At 41.8% G+C, this 13,989-nt stretch carries 13 protein-coding genes; 3 read left to right on the forward strand and 10 right to left on the reverse strand.

Annotated elements, in window-relative coordinates:
- Positions 1 to 40: 40 nt before the first annotated feature.
- From lpxC to gshB, 8 genes are all read right to left on the reverse strand, one after another.
- Positions 41 to 943, reverse strand: a complete 903-nt coding sequence (gene lpxC, locus FTV50_RS12655) for a UDP-3-O-acyl-N-acetylglucosamine deacetylase (protein WP_078193215.1) — start codon at positions 941 to 943, stop codon at positions 41 to 43.
- Between the two features lie 125 nt (positions 944 to 1,068).
- Positions 1,069 to 2,259, reverse strand: coding sequence for a cell division protein FtsZ (gene ftsZ / locus FTV50_RS12660; RefSeq protein WP_180024621.1), 1,191 nt, complete (start codon positions 2,257 to 2,259; stop codon positions 1,069 to 1,071).
- Positions 2,260 to 2,418: 159 nt separating this feature from the next.
- Positions 2,419 to 3,681 carry a cell division protein FtsA gene (gene ftsA / locus FTV50_RS12665; RefSeq protein ID WP_111884462.1) on the reverse strand — a complete coding sequence of 421 codons (1,263 nt, stop codon included), beginning with the start codon at positions 3,679 to 3,681 and terminating at the stop codon, positions 2,419 to 2,421.
- Between the two features lie 68 nt (positions 3,682 to 3,749).
- A complete protein-coding gene (locus tag FTV50_RS12670; protein WP_078193218.1) occupies positions 3,750 to 4,604 on the reverse strand; it encodes a cell division protein FtsQ/DivIB in 855 nt (284 codons plus the stop codon).
- Between the two features lie 3 nt (positions 4,605 to 4,607).
- On the reverse strand, positions 4,608 to 5,537 hold the full coding sequence (locus FTV50_RS12675; RefSeq protein ID WP_078193219.1) for a D-alanine--D-alanine ligase: 930 nt from the start codon (positions 5,535 to 5,537) through the stop codon (positions 4,608 to 4,610).
- A gap of 59 nt (positions 5,538 to 5,596) precedes the next feature.
- Positions 5,597 to 7,045: a UDP-N-acetylmuramate--L-alanine ligase gene (murC, locus tag FTV50_RS12680; RefSeq protein WP_078190576.1), complete on the reverse strand. Its 1,449-nt coding sequence runs from the start codon at positions 7,043 to 7,045 to the stop codon at positions 5,597 to 5,599.
- A 14-nt stretch (positions 7,046 to 7,059) separates the two neighbouring features.
- On the reverse strand, positions 7,060 to 8,157 hold the full coding sequence (gene murG, locus FTV50_RS12685) for an undecaprenyldiphospho-muramoylpentapeptide beta-N-acetylglucosaminyltransferase (RefSeq protein WP_168379398.1): 1,098 nt from the start codon (positions 8,155 to 8,157) through the stop codon (positions 7,060 to 7,062).
- 302 nt (positions 8,158 to 8,459) lie between these two features.
- Positions 8,460 to 9,404, reverse strand: a complete 945-nt coding sequence (gene gshB, locus FTV50_RS12690) for a glutathione synthase (protein ID WP_180024622.1) — start codon at positions 9,402 to 9,404, stop codon at positions 8,460 to 8,462.
- Positions 9,405 to 9,731: 327 nt separating this feature from the next.
- Here gshB and FTV50_RS12695 point away from each other — a divergent pair, with 327 nt between their 5' ends.
- The gene (locus FTV50_RS12695; RefSeq protein ID WP_180024623.1) at positions 9,732 to 10,634 is read left to right on the forward strand and encodes a sensor domain-containing diguanylate cyclase; all 903 of its coding nucleotides are present in this window, start codon (positions 9,732 to 9,734) and stop codon (positions 10,632 to 10,634) included.
- Positions 10,635 to 10,759: 125 nt separating this feature from the next.
- Positions 10,760 to 10,957, forward strand: coding sequence for a DUF3565 domain-containing protein (locus FTV50_RS12700; protein ID WP_180024624.1), 198 nt, complete (start codon positions 10,760 to 10,762; stop codon positions 10,955 to 10,957).
- A 41-nt stretch (positions 10,958 to 10,998) separates the two neighbouring features.
- Here the strand turns inward: FTV50_RS12700 and FTV50_RS12705 are convergent, their stop codons facing one another.
- Both FTV50_RS12705 and FTV50_RS12710 read right to left on the reverse strand, forming a co-directional pair.
- A complete protein-coding gene (locus FTV50_RS12705; RefSeq protein ID WP_076753373.1) occupies positions 10,999 to 11,463 on the reverse strand; it encodes an SMI1/KNR4 family protein in 465 nt (154 codons plus the stop codon).
- A gap of 85 nt (positions 11,464 to 11,548) precedes the next feature.
- Positions 11,549 to 12,271, reverse strand: coding sequence for a hypothetical protein (locus tag FTV50_RS12710; protein WP_180024625.1), 723 nt, complete (start codon positions 12,269 to 12,271; stop codon positions 11,549 to 11,551).
- 187 nt (positions 12,272 to 12,458) lie between these two features.
- Between FTV50_RS12710 and FTV50_RS12715 the strand changes: the two genes are divergently transcribed.
- Positions 12,459 to 13,784, forward strand: a complete 1,326-nt coding sequence (locus FTV50_RS12715) for an ISNCY family transposase (protein ID WP_180024626.1) — start codon at positions 12,459 to 12,461, stop codon at positions 13,782 to 13,784.
- Positions 13,785 to 13,989: the final 205 nt, after the last annotated feature.

Raw genomic sequence — 13,989 nt, forward strand, 5'->3', positions numbered from 1 at the left:
CAAATGATACAATATAACATCACTATTATAAGACAATGACTTATGTCACATTCACATAACTAATTGGGCAATCTTTAATGTCATCAAATGTTACAATTTCATAGCTGTCTGGATCACTTTTGACATTGCGTAATAACTGATTATTTAATGCATGACCTGACTTATAGGCATCATATTTCGCAATAATTTGATGACCGAGCAAATATAAATCACCCACAGCATCTAATATTTTGTGACGAACAAACTCATCCGAGAAGCGTAAGCCCTCTTCATTGACCACACCATTGTCATCTACACCAATGGCATTTTCGAGACTCGCCCCTAAAGCCAAATTATTAGCTTTGAGGTAATCTAAATCTTTCATAAAGCCAAAAGTCCGCGCTTCACTAACTTCATAGACAAATGTTTCGGTTGAAAAGTCGATAGTTGCCGACTGAAATTCTTTCTTAAATGCAGGATGGTCAAAATCAATCGTAAAATTTAATTGGAAACCGTCATGGGGTTGGAAGGCAGCACGTTTATCATCGATCAGTGCTTCGACAGGTTTGCGTATTTTTATGAATTTTTTAGGTGCATTTTGTTCTTGTAGTTCACCTTGCATAAGCAAATAAATGAACGGGCCGGCACTCCCATCCATAATGGGCACTTCAGACGCCGACACTTCCACGATCAGGTTATCAATCCCTAAACCAGCAATCGCACTCATAATGTGCTCAATTGTGCCCACCTTGGCATTTTCTTGCACCAAGTTAGAACACATGAATGCTTCTTGAATCAGCATAGCATCGGCTGGAATATCAATCGGTGGATTTAAGTCGATACGACGAAACACAATCCCCCCATCGGCATGATGTGGCACAAAGTTAATCATCACTTTTTGCCCACTATGCAGTCCGATGCCACTCGCTTTCACGATGCGTTTCAGGGTACGTTGTTTCAACATGTGTCTTCTATCATCAGTTCACAAAACCGCTATACGTTAGCATATTTAGCTATTGATAAAAAACAAAAAGGTAGCTGATCAGCTACCTTTTGTAATCAACAGACTTTTAAGTCATTGAATTTATTTTATTTACGCTGCTGATTTTTCAAATAGTCTTGAATACTCATTGGCGTAGGGCGTGAATTGGATGCTGACGCCGCTGCTGCAGATGGAGCTGTTGCTTCATTGTGCTGACGTTGAATCGCTGGCACATCATCTTCATCTACAGGTACTTGTGCAGAAGCGACTGTACGCGTTGCTTGTGCGACAGGACGTTTCACTGGCTCAGCAGAATCGGCAGAATTACGAGTTAAACCCGTTGCGATCACCGTTACACTAATTTCATCACGTGCATCTGGATCAAATACCGTACCGTAGAACACTTGACCTTCATCAAGATCCACAATTTGGTTCACCACATCAGTGATTTCTTCAATTTCACCGAAGGTTACGTCATCGCCACCTGTAACGTTAATCAAAATGCCTTTTGCATTCATGATGGTCACGTTATCTAACAATGGGCTACGGATCGCTTGTTCAGCTGCTTGACGTGCACGGTTTTCACCACGACCAGAACCTGCGCCCATCATTGCATAACCACGAGTACTCATGGCAGTTTTCAAATCGGCGAAGTCAAGGTTGATATGACCTGGACGCACGACAAGATCAAAGATACTACGTACAGCATTTAACAGTACGTCGTCTGCTTTTTTGTAAGCATCTTTCATCGAGATATCACGGAACACTTTCAGCAGGCGTTGGTTCGGAATAATAATCAGAGAATCAACATGTTGCTCAAGTGCTTCAATACCTTTCTCAGCAGATTGCTGACGACGTTTACCTTCAAAGTTAAACGGAGTCGTCACCACACCTACAGTTAAGATACCCATTTCTTTGGCAATTTCAGCAACAACTGGCGCAGCACCGGTACCTGTACCACCACCCATACCTGCAGTCACGAACACCATGTCCGTACCTTCAAGGTGTTGGCGAATCAACTCACGGCTTTCTTCAGCAGCAGTTTGACCCACTTGTGGATTTGCACCTGCACCCAAACCACGCGTACTTTGCTCGCCAAGTTGGATTTTAAATTGTGCATTCATGCGGTCGAGTGCTTGTTTGTCTGTATTGGCACAAACAAATTTTACACCCTCGATATCTGATTCCAACATGTGTTGCACAGCGTTACCGCCAGCACCACCTACACCGAATACTGTGAAACGGGCTTGACCGTTGCTGTCGCTTTGATCATCTTCTAAAAATTCAAATGAGGCCATGCCTAAAAAATTCCTAATCCATAATTGGCAGACACTTCAGCCCGTATACTGCCTTGATCTTAATAAAAATTGTTTTTTAGAATGCTGTCCAAGTTCCAGCTTGTCAAGTACAAGCAATAATCCGTACAACTTCCCAACAATATTCCCAAATATTTCAACTTAAAAGATCGACTTCAAGGTGTCATTGAAGCCCGACCATGCACGTTTTACCCGATTCAATACTGAAAGTTTTTCCGTATCTTCTGGCTCAACGATCGTATCTTGTGTTTCACTTTGACTGAAAATTAACAGACCTGCGGCAGTCGCGTATTGTGAACGACGTAAAGCGGCTTGCTGTTGATCATCAGCATACACTTGCATAGGTGGGTTACCTAAATGTGCAGAAACACCTAACATCCGACGCGCAAATGTCACCATCCCTTCAATTTGGCAGGCATCACCTGTGAGTACAACACCATGGTATAACCCATGAATCGCACCATGATCGACCAACTCATTACGCACTTGATTAAAGATTTCTTCATAGCGCGCAATAATGATTTCGGTCAGTTCAATACGGCTAATGGTTTGTGGACCATCAATACCTTGGAACTGAATCATACTTTCAGGTTTAACCACTTTCAGATCAACACAACCATACAACAGCTTAATGCGTTCAGCTTCTTCTGTTGTGGTTTGCAATACAGCAGCAATATCACGTGTTACATGCTCACCGCCACGTTGCAAGGTGTGTGTCATCGCCAAGCGACCATCTAAATACACCGCAATGTTGGTCGTACCAGCACCAATATCAACCAAGCACACACCATATTCTTTTTCATCTTTAAGCAAACTGGCTTCAGCTGTTGCTAATGATGAAATGACCATGCGTTCAACACCAATATTGGCACCTTTTAATGCGCGATCCAAATTCTGCATGGTGCTGATGGGCAACATCATCAAATGATAATGTCCTGTCATACTCCGTGCTGACATGCGAATCGGGTTTAACACCCATTCAGGTTCATCATCTAGTTCAAAACCTAAAGGTACAGCACTCACCAAATAATGGTCAGACGTTAAATGACTGGCTTTGGCCAGTTCTAAAGCACGCACCACTTCATTGGTGGTAATCGCATGGTCATTATTTTCAATTGGAGTACGACCAGAGGCATAAAAACTTTTTAGTTCAGCACTTGGAATGGAAATCCACGCAGAATGTACACGACATTCCGCCATATCTTCCGCTTCCTGCACTGCATTTTTAATTGCGGTAACAACTTTATCGAGACTGACAATTTTCCCTTTATTCATGCCGCGGTTACGAGCGGTCGCCATCCCTACCACTTGGATATTGTCTGGCGCGTGTACCTTACCAATCAAAACTGAAACTTTGTGTGTCCCAATGTCAATCGCAACAACCGAGGGAACAGCTTCATTCATTATTTACTACTACCATTCACATGTTTGTTTAATTTATGGCTTAAAGCCTCTACTTATAAAGCCGATCATTATGGCTTTACAGGCGCTGCATTCGCAATGCCTATGTCATCACTGGTTACAACAAACTGACCATTTACCGACTTTGCTGGCACAGAGTTTTTCCATTGAATCGCTAAACCATTTCGGTAGCGCAAATCGATGGCAGAAATTCGTGGCCATACAGGTTTTAAGTCACTGTGTGCGAGATAACTTAAACGCTGCAACTTACTCATGGTCTGATCTTGATCGACAATCACGCGTAAGCCTGAATCAAACTGCATAAACCAAGTCATTCGTTCGGTTAAATATAATTCTTTTAAACGAATGCCAACAGGTATAAATAGTTGATTAATTTCATTATAGCGACGCATCATCATTTTGGACTGACTCGTCGGCCCATGCAATAACGGTAAATTCTGATGATTGGTCGGGGTTAATTCGGCAAATACATCACCACTGTCGCTTAACAGTCGCCCAGTTCCCCAACGTGCAATCGCTTGACGCGGCATCACCCGTACACGAATTGCATTTGGCCAAGCACGCGATACCACCACGCGATCGACCCAAGAGATTTCTAAAGTACGGTCACGAATGACACGTAAATCAGAGGTAAAATAGTTTTCAGTCATCATCGGTGAAACGTATGATATGACTTGTTGTTTTTCTTGGGCGCTCCGCACACCCACCACATCAAGTTCAGCCACACGTGCATCCGTCATGACTTTATATAGCCCCCAAATTCCGGCAATCAAAACCACACATGCAATAAACAACAACAGCCATCCACCCACATTGGTAAGTTTTTCCTTACGTGTCGGTGGTTTGTCATGTATCGATGTCGTTGCTGCACGTTTACGGCGCATAGACGCAGGAAGTTGAGCCATAATTTAGTGTGCCGCACCTGTCAGGGTTTGTTCCAAAATCGCGACACAAAGATCATCAAAACTATAGCCTACAGCATTGGCAGCTTTTGGCACTAGAGAATGACTAGTCATACCCGGAACAGTATTTACCTCAAGTAACCAGAAGTTTCCTTCTGCATCTTGCATCGCGTCAATACGGCCCCAACCACTCGCACCTACCGCTTGGAAAGCGCGTAAAGATAAAGCTTGTAGACGCTTTTCTTCATCTTCAGTCAAGCCACATGGAATACCATATTGCACATCGTTACGGTTATATTTCGCTTCGTAATCGTAAAAAGCCACATCTGCAGGCGGTTCCAAACGGATCACCGGTAATGCCTGACCATTTAAAATCACAATGGTAAATTCACGTCCGGTAATCCATTTTTCAGCCATCACGACTGCATCATGCTGGGTCGCTTTTGCAATTGCGGTTGCAAAGTCTTCAATTTTTTCAACTTTGCTCATACCAATGCTTGAACCTTCATGCACCGGCTTGATAATAAATGGCAAACCAATTGAATCTACAATTTCTTGTAAATCTGAATCTTTACTGACAATACGATAAGGTGCTGTCGGTAGTTCTGAACCTTGCCAAACTTGTTTAGTTTTGACTTTATCCATACCAATCGCCGAGCCTTGAACGCCCGTTCCAGTGTACGGAATGTTTAACCATTCCAAAGTACCCTGAATTTGACCATCTTCACCACCACGACCATGAAGTACGATAAATGCACGGTCATAAGCCACCAACTCAGTCACACTGCGTTGCTGCGGATCGAATGCTTCGGCATTTACACCCGAACGCACCAATGCTTCAAGTACAGCTTTACCACTATCGAGAGAAACCTCACGTTCGGCAGATTTCCCACCTAATAACACGGCAACTTTGCCGAATTTTGAAGCATTTGACACGTTTATATCCTTAAACTTTTATCTACGGTCTAAACAAACTTTGGATCACCAAGCGGTAATCATTTTACATAGAGATTGTTTTGAGCAAGTTCGATTGAGATTGCTCCAACATTACCTGCGCCCTGTGTTAATAACAAGTCATTTGCTTGTAACACTTTTTTCATTACTGCTTGTAAGTTGCCTTCTACTGGATCGATAAGAATCGGCTCAACTTCACCACGTAGACGAATGCTTCGAGCCAATGCACGACTATCCGCACCCACAATTGGTTTTTCACCCGCAGGATAAACTTCTAATAACAACAGTTGATCAACTTGTGACAAGACATCGACGAAGTCATCAAAACAGTCACGCGTACGGCTAAAACGGTGCGGTTGGAACATCATCACCAAACGACGATCTGGATGACTTGCACGTGCCGCTTTAATGGTCGCTTCGACTTCTTTTGGATGGTGACCATAGTCATCGACCAATTTCACCAAGCCATCTTCAACTTCAAATTCGCCTTGTACTTGGAAACGACGACCTACACCACTGAAGCTTTCTAAGGCACGCGCAATCGCAGCATCAGAAACACCTTCATCCGTTGCAATACCAATCGCTGCCAAGGCATTTAAGATATTATGAAGACCCGGCAAATTAATGGTTAAACGTAATGGCTCACGGTCTTTACGCAAAACGGTAAAGTGTGATTGCATGCCTTCTTGAGCCACATCAACAGCACGAATGTCGTTGTCTTCATTGAAACCATACGTCACGACAGGACGACCAATACGCGGCATAATTTCACGGATGTTGGCATCATCACCACACATCACAGCTAAACCGTAAAATGGAAGACGCTGTAAGAATTGCACAAAGGTATCTTTCAATACATCGAAACTACCGCCATAGGTATCCATATGGTCAGCATCGATATTGGTGACAATCGTTGCCATCGGCTGTAAATGCAGGAATGACGCATCTGATTCGTCCGCTTCGGCCACGATATAACGACTTGCACCCAATGCAGCATTCACACCAGTACGATTTAACAAACCACCAATGACATAAGTTGGGTCCAGATTTTCTTCTGCCAACATGCAGGTCACAAGACTGGTTGTCGTAGTTTTGCCATGCGTCCCCGCAACGGCAATACCATGACGGTAACGCATTAATTCACCCAACATTTCTGCACGACGTACAACAGGTGTACGGGTTTCAATCGCCGCTTTCACTTCTGGGTTTTCAGAATCAATGGCTGTTGATACCACGATTACATTGGCGCCTTGAATATTTTCAGCAGCATGACCGATGAAAACTTGAATGCCGTTTTCTTCAAGCTGAGCCGTAGTTTTCGACGCTTTAATATCTGAACCTGAAACTTTATAGCCTTGGTTTTTCAATACTTCGGCAATACCGCACATGCCCGCACCACCAATCCCAATAAAATGGATGTGTTTAATACGGCGCATTTCTGGCACTTTAATGAGCTTTTTCGCTTGATCGGCAGGCGTTGATGGAGACATAGATTACTCGAATTTTACAAATCTTGAATTAAACCAACCACGTGCTGTGTCGCATCGGGTTGTGCCTGTTGTCGAGCCTTAACCGCCATTTCCATAAGTCGTTGGCGATTCATCAGCGGCTTCAACAACGCTGTTAAACTTTCTGCGGTCATGTCCGCTTGTGGGCAAATTTTTGCGGCATTGATATTGGCCAAGAATCCGGCATTTGCAGTTTGATGGTCATCCACTGCACTTGGCAGAGGAACAAACACGGCTGCTACACCCGCTGTCGCAATTTCAGTGACGGTTAGCGCACCAGCACGGCAGATAATCAAATCCGCTGCAGAATAGGCTGCTGCCATATCTTCAATAAACGGCTGAACTTCAACTTGCATATGTTCAGGTGCATTTGCATAACGAGCCAATGTGCTTTCAGCATTATTTTGACCACACTGGTGATATACACTGAGGGGCTGTTCTAATTGCTGTAAGGCAGCTGGCACACATTCATTTAAGGCACGTGCACCCAATGAGCCGCCCACAATTAAAACCCGTAATGGCAAACCAGCTTTTTCACGCTCTTGGTAACGCCATGACGGATTTAAAATTTCTGTAATTTCTTTACGTACAGGATTACCTGTGGTCACGATTTTATCTTGTGCAGGAAAGGTATTTGGAAATGCCTGACAGACAATTTTAGCCACACGTGACAACTGCGTATTGGTAAAACCTGCCACCGCATTTTGTTCATGGATAATGACTGGAATGCCCAATGCACGAGCTGCCAAGCCACCTGGCCCAGCCACATACCCCCCAAAGCCTGCAACTGCATCGACTTTGAGTTGTTTCATATAACGCATGGCACTCAATGTAGCTTTGAGAATTTTAAACGGTGCCATCAGCTTACGCACGACTCCATTGCCGCGTACGCCTTGGATATCAATTTGATAAATTGGAATATTATGATTTTTAAGCAGGCGATTTTCCATGCCTGTTGGCGTTGCGAGCCAAGAAACTTCACAGCCTTGTTGTTGCAACTCTTTGGCAACAGCGAGCGCTGGAAAGACGTGACCACCGGTTCCGGCAGCCATCATCATGACATGTTTCGGCTTTACTTGCGTTACTTCGGTCACTGTCTAATTCTTCAATTCTAAAAAGAGGCTAATGATATTCGATTTTAAGCAAACAATTGTAATCACAAACGCATGACCGTGAAAGGTAATTTACTTTTTTTCAACAGGCGTATGATTGTTTTTTTCTACTATTTTAAAAGTTTAAACTAGTTTTATTATTAATCTATGAGAATTGAAAAAAAATCAGACAATTTTTCACTTTAATTGCATTCACTTACAGTTTTTTTGCTTTTTTAGCTCCCCTCCCCTTAGCGCAGGACAAAAAAGAGCCCGTGAAGGACTCTTTTAAATCTAGTGCAAAATTAAGCTTTTAAACCTGTCTCAAGGACATCAAATAAATCATCGGCAATCGAGGTGCCAAATTGCGCATCAATTTCACGTACGCAGGTTGGACTGGTGACATTAATTTCAGTCACGTAATTACCAATCACATCCAAACCAACAAAGACCAAACCTTTTTCACGAAGGAATGGTCCGACTTTGGCTGCAATGGCTTTATCATTTTCGGTCAATGGACGCGCCTCGCCCAAACCACCTGCCGCCAAGTTGCCACGCACTTCACCATTTTGCGGAATACGCGCCAAACAATACGGTACGGGTTCGCCATTGATCATCAAAATACGTTTGTCACCATCCACAATTTCAGGGATGTAACGCTGCGCCATAATCGGCTGTGTGCCGTTATTGGTCAGGATTTCAATGGTTGAACCAATGTTTACGCCATCTTGGTATAAACGAAAAATGCCCATACCACCCATGCCGTCTAATGGTTTCACGATCACATCACCATGTTCTTGTAAAAATTCACGAATCAGACTTTGCTGTGAAGTCACCAAGGTTGGTACTTGAAGTTCAGGGAATTGTGTCGCAAACAATTTTTCATTGCAGTCACGTAGGCTTTGTGGCTTGTTAATAATCCATGCACCTTCGCGTTCAGCCTGTTCCAAAATATAGGTGGTGTAGACAAAGTTCATGTCAAACGGCGGATCTTTACGCATCAAAACCACATCATAAGCAGCAATCGATTCTTTTTGTTTTTCGCCGAGTTCGTAATAGTGGTTGTAGTCTTCAAAAACTTTTAGCGGAGAAATCAAACCAAAGGCTTTGCCTTGATCGATATATAAATCTTGCTGTAATGCATAGCCTAGCTCATGTCCACGACGTGCTGCTGCCCATAGCATCGCCATTGAGGTATCTTTTTTTAGGTTTACATTTTCGATGGGATCCATCACAACAAGTACACGCATTATTCAGTGCTCTGTTCATTATTAATTTATGAACGAGTATAGCCGAGATTTTTCTTTTGTTTATTCTGATTTTGCATGTGTATGTATGGATTCGTGTGATGCAGGCGATAATTCAAAACATTTCTATCATCTGCCTTATCTCTATAACGGAAATAAGCCGTGAAAGCATTATGGTGTTAGGCCTGCGTAAATAGATGCCAAACAATTGAGACAGATATTCATCACACCTACATCTCACTCATCACTATTTTTGGTGAAAAAACACGTGCTTTTTATTTTTTTTAGCTATTGTGTTAATTATTGTAAATAAAGAAATAGAATTAATTAATGATTAACATTGAGCAGATGGCTATCATTCTTGATGCTTTGCCAGACCCTGCTTTTGTCATATCGCGTAGTGGAAAATACGTTGCGGTTTTTGGTGGGCGCGATAATCGCTATTACCACGATGGTTCCGGTCTTGTTGGTACCTATATTTCAGATGTGATCAAGCCAGATAAAGCCAACTTGTTTATGCAACTGATCGACCAAGCTCTAGCGTCAGGAAATCTACTCATCGAAGAGTACGAATTGAGCAATAGGGATGTAAAAGGTCTGCCCGATTATGGTCCTGAAGAGTCCATTTGGTTTGAGGTGCGCATCCAAGCTCTCAGTTTTTCGGTAGATGAAGAAGACGTTGTACTTTGGGTCGCAAGTAATATTTCAGCGCGTCACAACCTGGAAATCAAGCTGAAAGAACTCAGCCATACAGATCAGTTAACCGGTCTTTTCAACCGAAGAAAATTAGAACATGACTTAGCATTACATTATGAATCATACCTACGGCATTCCATACAGACCTCGATCTTGATGTTCGATCTTGATAACCTCAAAAAGATCAACGACAGCAAAGGCCATCATGTTGGTGATGAGGCAATCCGAGCAGTCGCAGATATTCTTCGTTTAACGCTGCGTAAGACCGATTGCGCCTGCCGCTTAGGTGGAGATGAGTTTGTGGTCGCCTTGCCCAACACGGGCTGCGAGCAGGCCATCCAGTTTGCCAAACGGATTCATGAACATTCCAGAAAAGAATTAAGTCGGTTTTCAATAGATAACGCGCATGTCACCGTGAGCATAGGAGTGACAACCATCATGCCTGAAGATTGCACCTACGAAGATACAATTCAACGTGCTGATCTAGCGCTGTATAAAGCTAAACATGGCGGGAAAAATAGAATTGTCGCGGCCTAAGTGTGCGCCAGAAATAAACCAAATTTCACAGTTTATTTTGCAATTCGATATTCAAGCCGTTGTGATTGCTCAACATGAAATCTTTTCCCTTTTCAGCATCATTTTAATTTAGATAGGTGTTTAATATGCAGCAAGCCATTGTTGATTTTGCCTTGGATGATGAAAATCATTGGTATGCCATTTTAGCTTGTGGTCATACACAGCATGTCCGCCATGATCCTCCATGGCAAAACCGTCCTTGGGTTATCACTGAGCAAGGACGGAAAGAAAAGTTAGGGGTAATGTTGGAATGTAAGAAGTGTGATGAAGAGAGTTTCGTATAAGAGATTTTATGTTAAATATAGTCTCAGGCTAATAATTTAAGCTATCTTAGTAAGTTCAAAAAATTATCAAAACTATCACATACTTCTATCAATTCTAATTTAGGCTGTCCATGTTGATCCTTGATATATTGATCATGGTACATAAGAACTACTTTCGGATTATTAACGTCAGATCTGTAGTCAAATCCGATATAGTCACCACAACCATTTAGTCCAAAGACGACTATCTTATCATGGCCATATATATCCTGATCTTGACAGTTTTCAATATGATCACCTCCTACCCCTTGTCCAAAACAACAAAAGGCTATGCTAGATTCTCCAACTTCATTGTTAGAATCAGAATATTCAAAGCTATTCTCAATAAATTGCACCCCATTGTGGGAAGCAATCAGCTTTTTATAACTTAAAGGAAAATTAATTTTATTATCTTGCTCAAAAATTTCTATGACCTTTACGTCGATTGGTCCGAAGTCATACATAATATTTAAGTTCTGATAAGGCATATGATTGTTTTACCTGCTAGGAATAACGAAATTTCGTATAATCGCCATTATGTTAAATAAGAAAATTAGTAATTTATTTCTTATATTATTTATAGGCAGTATTATTAACCCACAATCCTAGCTTCGTAATAAAGCAAGTATAATCATCCTCAACGTCAAAGCTGTAAGTTTTTAATCGGAATGTCTCTGAGAGAACGTGAACACTTTCACCATTAACACATATTGGACTAGGTACATTATCATCACCTATACATTCGATAGGTCCTTCTAAGCCATATTTGATAAAAGTAAAATATTCAACATTTTCAATATCAAAACCTTTTTTATCCGCATTAAATATATTGCTAGGATGGTAACTTCCAGCCACACTTTCCATACTTGTTTTTCGTAATGGATTCACCATAAAAACAAGACCAATGATTTCTTGATCAGATGTTTCTATAGCTTGACCGTTCTTCAACTCATCCAAGCGCGTCCATCCAATATTCTTAACCCAGAATGTCTGATTAGACCTCAGCATATTACTGACCATTTTTCCTTTGCGAGAAAGTTGCAATAATTTGCTTTTATTTAATTTTGATAAATCTGTATTTGCTTTAATTTGGAAATAGGTTAGCTCCCAAATCTCACTATTCTCACAAGTAGATATTCTTATAACAGGTTTATAGCATAACTCTCCGTCACCATTTTTTGGCTTTGACAGTACTAAATCTCCGACTTTAATGTTCTGAATGGCGATTAAACCTTTGTCTGTATTTATACGTGTTCCAGCAGGAAAACCAGCCCCTGAATTAAGATATGAGTCCATAAGTCTCTCTTATATTTTTAATTTGATGATTAGTGAGCTTTCCTAAAATTAACATAATACGGATTATACGAAACGAGAGCTGTAACTCCAAAATAGAAATGTCCGGTTTCTCCAAAGTAAAAATGTCCGCTTTTAGAATATGCACTTCTGCAATTTCCTTAGCGGACGGTTTGATATGTTGGTGTCTATGTCGGATAAAGAACTTAAACGATTGTCGGTCTTGCAGGAAATCTGTGATCAACGTATAACTCAATCCCAGGCTGCTCAGCTACTTCATATCTCAGAACGTCAGATCAGACGCTTACTGCAGAAATACAAAGCTCAAGGTCCCGCTGCATTAGCCCATGCCGGTCGTGGCCAAATCAGCAATTCTAAACTTCCTGAAGAACTCAGACTTAAGTGTCTCAATATTGTTTCAGATCAACTTTATGGTTTCGGACCCACTTTAGCGCATGAAAAGCTCACCACCGTGCATGGATTCGATCTTTCAGTAGAAACCCTGCGTTCCTGGATGATTGCAGCTGACTTATGGATTCCTCGATCCAAGCGCCTGAAACGCCCGTATCAGCCTCGTTACAACCGGGATTGCTTTGGTGAACTGATCCAAATTGATGGCTCACACCATGACTGGTTTGAAGGACGCGCTGCTAAATGCTGTCTACTGGTGTTCATTGATGATGCCACAGATAAATTACAGCATTTACGCTTCTGTGAGTCAGAATCAACTTTTGACTATATGATTTCAACACGTTTATATGTCGAACAGCACGGTAAGCCTTTAGCGTTTTACAGCGACAAACATTCAGTCTTTAGAGTGAATCAAAGCAGCAAGAAAGACACCAAGATTACCCAGTTTGGACATGTACTCAGCACCCTGAATATCGATATCATCTTCGCCAATTCACCGCAGGCCAAAGGCCGTGTAGAACGGGCGAATAGAACGCTTCAGGACCGTCTGATCAAAGAAATGCGCTTGGAAGGTATCTGTTCGATTGAGCAAGCGAATGCCTGGCTACCCTGCTTCATTGAGCAGTTCAATCAGAAGTTCGCCAAGATGGCTTTTAATCCTAAGAATCTACATCGGCCTATCACTGAAACAGCCGAAGAATTAGATGATATTTTTACTTGGCGCGAACCCCGCAGAGTCACGAATAGCCTGACGATTACTTATGATAAATGCGTATATCTCCTAGAAAACACCGAAGAAAATCAAAGGTTGATCGGTAAGTATCTTGAGTTCCTGGAATACCCGGATGGTACTGTAGCCCTCATGCATGATGGCCGAAAGATCAATTACAGCCTATTCGATAAATTAAGTCAGCTGAATCAGCGAGAGATTGTTGAGAATAAACGGTTGGGTGCTGTTCTGAATCATATCCAACAACAGCATGAAGAACTGGAACACCAAAACAAACGCAATCGTTCTCAAAAGATGCCACGTAGACAAGCACAGAAAACAGCGATTGAACAACGAAATCTGAATCCTGTGCTTGACTTGGAAATGTCCATATAGGACATTTCTATTTGGTTATTAGGTAGGACATTTCTACTTAGGAATAACACCAATGTATAGCTTTAATTTCCTGTTGGAAAGCCATGAAACATCCATTGTATTCCCCATAAGATTACTAAGATAAGGATCACCCAAACCATAATCTTTAAATTATACATTCTGTAAGTTTTCCTAAAATTAACATAATACATGTTATAGGAAATTG

Origin of the sequence: Acinetobacter sp. YH1901134, from assembly GCF_013416965.1 — a bacterium.
Lineage (GTDB): Bacteria > Pseudomonadota > Gammaproteobacteria > Pseudomonadales > Moraxellaceae > Acinetobacter > Acinetobacter amyesii.

Coding starts and splice junctions, on each gene's coding strand:
- FTV50_RS12695 (WP_180024623.1), top strand. CDS start 9,732: ATGATTAACATTGAGCAGATGGCTATCATTCTTGATGCTTTGCCAGAC.
- FTV50_RS12670 (WP_078193218.1), bottom strand. CDS start 4,604: ATGGCTCAACTTCCTGCGTCTATGCGCCGTAAACGTGCAGCAACGACA.
- lpxC (WP_078193215.1), bottom strand. CDS start 943: ATGTTGAAACAACGTACCCTGAAACGCATCGTGAAAGCGAGTGGCATC.
- FTV50_RS12700 (WP_180024624.1), top strand. CDS start 10,760: ATGCAGCAAGCCATTGTTGATTTTGCCTTGGATGATGAAAATCATTGG.
- murC (WP_078190576.1), bottom strand. CDS start 7,045: ATGTCTCCATCAACGCCTGCCGATCAAGCGAAAAAGCTCATTAAAGTG.
- FTV50_RS12710 (WP_180024625.1), bottom strand. CDS start 12,271: ATGGACTCATATCTTAATTCAGGGGCTGGTTTTCCTGCTGGAACACGT.
- FTV50_RS12705 (WP_076753373.1), bottom strand. CDS start 11,463: ATGCCTTATCAGAACTTAAATATTATGTATGACTTCGGACCAATCGAC.
- ftsZ (WP_180024621.1), bottom strand. CDS start 2,259: ATGGCCTCATTTGAATTTTTAGAAGATGATCAAAGCGACAGCAACGGT.
- gshB (WP_180024622.1), bottom strand. CDS start 9,404: ATGCGTGTACTTGTTGTGATGGATCCCATCGAAAATGTAAACCTAAAA.
- ftsA (WP_111884462.1), bottom strand. CDS start 3,681: ATGAATGAAGCTGTTCCCTCGGTTGTTGCGATTGACATTGGGACACAC.
- FTV50_RS12715 (WP_180024626.1), top strand. CDS start 12,459: ATGTCGGATAAAGAACTTAAACGATTGTCGGTCTTGCAGGAAATCTGT.